At 66.5% G+C, this 3,468-nt stretch carries 2 protein-coding genes and 1 riboswitch; both genes read left to right on the top strand.

Annotation, left to right across the window (positions count from 1 at the left end; genetic code table 11):
• Positions 1–56: 56 nt before the first annotated feature.
• Positions 57–187: riboswitch (FMN riboswitch) on the bottom strand.
• 397 nt (positions 188–584) lie between these two features.
• Entirely contained in the window at positions 585–1,604 is a 1,020-nt protein-coding gene (locus tag AB0O34_RS36435) for an ABC transporter permease (protein WP_363923509.1), read from the top strand.
• 58 nt (positions 1,605–1,662) lie between these two features.
• Positions 1,663–3,468, top strand: a 1,806-nt coding sequence (locus AB0O34_RS36430; protein ID WP_363923507.1) for an ABC transporter substrate-binding protein, incomplete at its 3' end; no start/stop codon positions are given.

The following is a 3,468-nucleotide window of genomic DNA, read 5'->3' as shown; positions in this document are numbered from 1 at the left end:
GGTGGGGGGGCGCCCCCCCCCCCCGGGGGGCGCCCGGCCCCCGGGCCGCGGCACGCTCGCGCGCTTCCTCCCATCCGGACTTTAACCGTCGGTCCCGGAATCACACCGGGTCAACCGGCCGATGGACTCGGCCGGGTCGCGGACTGTCACCGCCGGTTCGGAATTTCACCGACCCCGGAGCACGCTGCTCTGCCTATCAGTGTGCCATGTCCCGCAAAGCGGGCGTAACCCTCGCGCCACCCCTATTTAACCAAGCGCTTGCTAGGTGGGGTCACCCCGGCCGGGCGGCGGACATCGGGCGCCGCACCCAATTGGGTGCTTGGCGGGTAATAGGGGGATTCCGTCATGACGACGTCATGCTTGTGTCACAGAATCGTGACAATGCAAATTGCGCGCATTCGGTAGTCTGTCCCACGGCATCACCGCAGGTCAATGGGTTTGGGGACACAACCTGATTGACATTGCACAACGAACGGCGAAATCGTGTAAAGGATGAGTCGCGGACATTGACCCACGGGTAATAAATTGCCAAGGTTCCCTCAAGTCACGATTTACTGCGATCGATCTCTGGTGGCACCCGCACAATGACTCTCCCCTCACAGGCCGCGACCGAGGCCGGTTCCGACCCCGTCCCCGCAGCGACGGCCGGCGCGGGCGGCTCCCCCCTGGTGGGCCGCTCCCCCGCCCAGCTCATGTGGCGGCGCTTTCGCCGTGACCGCACCGGGGTGGTGTCCGCCGCGATCGTGGCCTTCTTCTTCCTGGTCGCGATCCTCGCACCGGTGATCGCGTGGCTGTACGGCAAGGACCCGTACACGACCTACGGCCAGAACGCGCCGGGACTGCTCAACGACTACGGCTACCCGATCGCCCCCAACGGAGGCGTCAGCGGCGACTTCTGGTTCGGCCTCGAGCCGGGCCTCGGCCGCGACGTGTTCATGCAGCTCGTGTACGGCATCCGCACCTCGCTGTCCATCGCCGTCGTGGTCACCATCATCACGACGATCATCGGTGTCGTGATGGGCATCTGGGCCGGCTACGTCGGAGGCAAGACCGACTACGTGATCGGCCGGATCATCGACACGCTGCTGGCCTTCCCGTCCCAGCTGTTCCTCATCGTGTTCCTGCCGGTCGTCGAGGCGGCGTTCGTCACCCCGGAGGAGGAGACGCCGATCTGGCTGCGCTACGTCTCCATCTGCGTGGTGCTCACCGTGCTCGGCTGGGCCACGATCTCCCGCCTTCTGCGCTCGCAGGTGCTCTCCCTGCGCGAGCGCGAGTTCATCGAGGCGGCCAGGGTGACCGGGGCCTCCCCGTTCCGGATCATCTTCAAGGAACTGCTGCCCAACCTGTGGACGCCCATCATCATCCAGTCCACCCTCGCGCTGCCGCTGTACGTCGGCGCGGAGGCCGGGCTCGGGTTCCTCGGCGTGGGCATGACCGAGCCGACCCCCGACTGGGGACGCATGTTCCTGGTCGGCTCGAACGTCTACCACCAGGACATCACCTATCTGGTCTTCCCCGGCGTATCCATGGTGATCTTCGTCGTCGCCTTCAACCTGCTCGGAGACTCCCTGAGGGACGCCTTCGACCCCAAGACCCGGCGATAGCCGTCCACCCGCTGACCTGCTGACCAGGACCAGCAAGCACATGATCAGGAAGGTCGATATGACATTCGCACGCAGGAGGACCACCACCGCGGTGGTGATCCTCACGGCCGGGGCCCTCACGCTGGCCGGTTGCGCCAAGGGCGGTGGCGGCGGTCCCGTCGCGTCGGGTGGCGCCGCCGCGACGCCGACCAAGACGCAGGCGGCCGTCAGCACCATCGTCGTCGGCACGGCCGCGGACTCGCAGGGCCCGGCCACCGCGGTCGCGGGCGCCAAGCCGGGCGGCACGGTCAACATGATCGACCGTGACGACTTCTCGCACCTCGACCCGGGCCGCGTCTACCTGAACTACAACGCGACGGCCTCCAAGCTGTTCACCCGGCAGCTGACCGGCTACCGCACCGGCGCCGACGGCATCAAGCTGGTCGGCGACCTCGCCACCGACACCGGCAGCACGACCGACGGCGGCAAGACGTGGAAGTTCACGCTCAAGGACGGCTTGAAGTGGCAGGACGGCACGCCGATCACCTCGGCTGACATCAAGTACAGCGTCGAGCGCCTGTACGCGCCGTTCATCACCGAGGGCCCGACCTACGTCCAGCAGTGGCTGGTCAAGGGCGACTACCGCAAGGCGTACGAGGGGCCGTACAAGGGCAAGTCCCTGGACGCGATCGAGACCCCGGACGACAAGACGGTCGTGTTCAACCTGCAGGCCGCGCACCCCGACTTCAACTTCACGGTCGCCATGACCGGCTACGGAGTGGTGCCCAAGGCGCAGGACACCAAGGAGAAGTACGACAAGAAGCCCTTCTCCTCCGGGCCGTACCAGATCGAGAGCCATGTGACCGACAAGTCCATGGACCTCGTGCGCAACCCGAACTGGGACCCGAAGACCGACCCGATCCGCAACGCCTACCCCGACAAGTGGCACATGGAGTTCGGCGTCCAGGCGCAGAACTCCACCGAGCGCTTCCTCGCGGACTCCGGGCCGGACAAGACGGCGATGACCTTCCACAACGCCATCGCGGCCGAGCGCGTGCAGGAGGTGCTGAACAACGCCGACGCCATGAAGCGCTCCGTTCAGGGCCTGACGCCGTTCACCACCTTCTACAACATCAACACCAAGCGGATCACGAACCTGAAGGTCCGTCAGGCGATCATCAAGGCCTGGCCGTCCAAGCAGCTCCAGCTGATCTCGGGCGGTGAGGTCAACACCGGCAAGATCGCCACCACGGTGATGAGCCCGACGGTCCTCGGCTACGAGTCCTTCGACCTGTACGGCATGCTGGCCAAGCCCACCGGCGACCCCGAGGCCGCCAAGGCGCTGCTGAAGGAGGCCGGCGAGCCGAACCCGACGGTCGTCTACGCCTACAACCAGACGCCGACGCAGGAGAAGATCACCGTCGCCGTCAAGGACGCGCTGACCAAGGCGGGCTTCAACGTCGTGGCCAAGCCGCTCAACGCGGCGACCTTCTACGACGCCATCGGCCCGGTGGACAACAAGTTCGACATCTACTGGGGCGGCTGGGCCGCCGACTGGCCGACCGGCTCGACCGCCATCCAGCCGCTGTTCGACGGCCGGCTGATCGCGGACAACGCGTCCAACTACAGCCACCTCAACGTTCCGGAGATCAACGCCGGGATCGACGCCGCGAACGCCATCACCGACGCGGCCGAGGCGGGCAAGGCCTGGGCCGCGCTCGACAGGAAGATCATGGAGCAGGCCGCCATCGTGCCCGAGTACTACCAGACCTACTTCGGTCTGTACGGCTCCGGGCTCGGCGGCGTGGAGTTCAGCGCGATCGACGGCGAAGATTGTCCAACGCTCTGGCCTCGCCGTGCCGGTCGCCGCTGTCGTCGAAGATGG

It is taken from the genome of Sphaerisporangium sp. NPDC088356 (assembly GCF_040685555.1).
Lineage (GTDB): Bacteria > Actinomycetota > Actinomycetes > Streptosporangiales > Streptosporangiaceae > Sphaerisporangium.
This window is presented reverse-complemented; position numbering and strand designations above follow the sequence as displayed.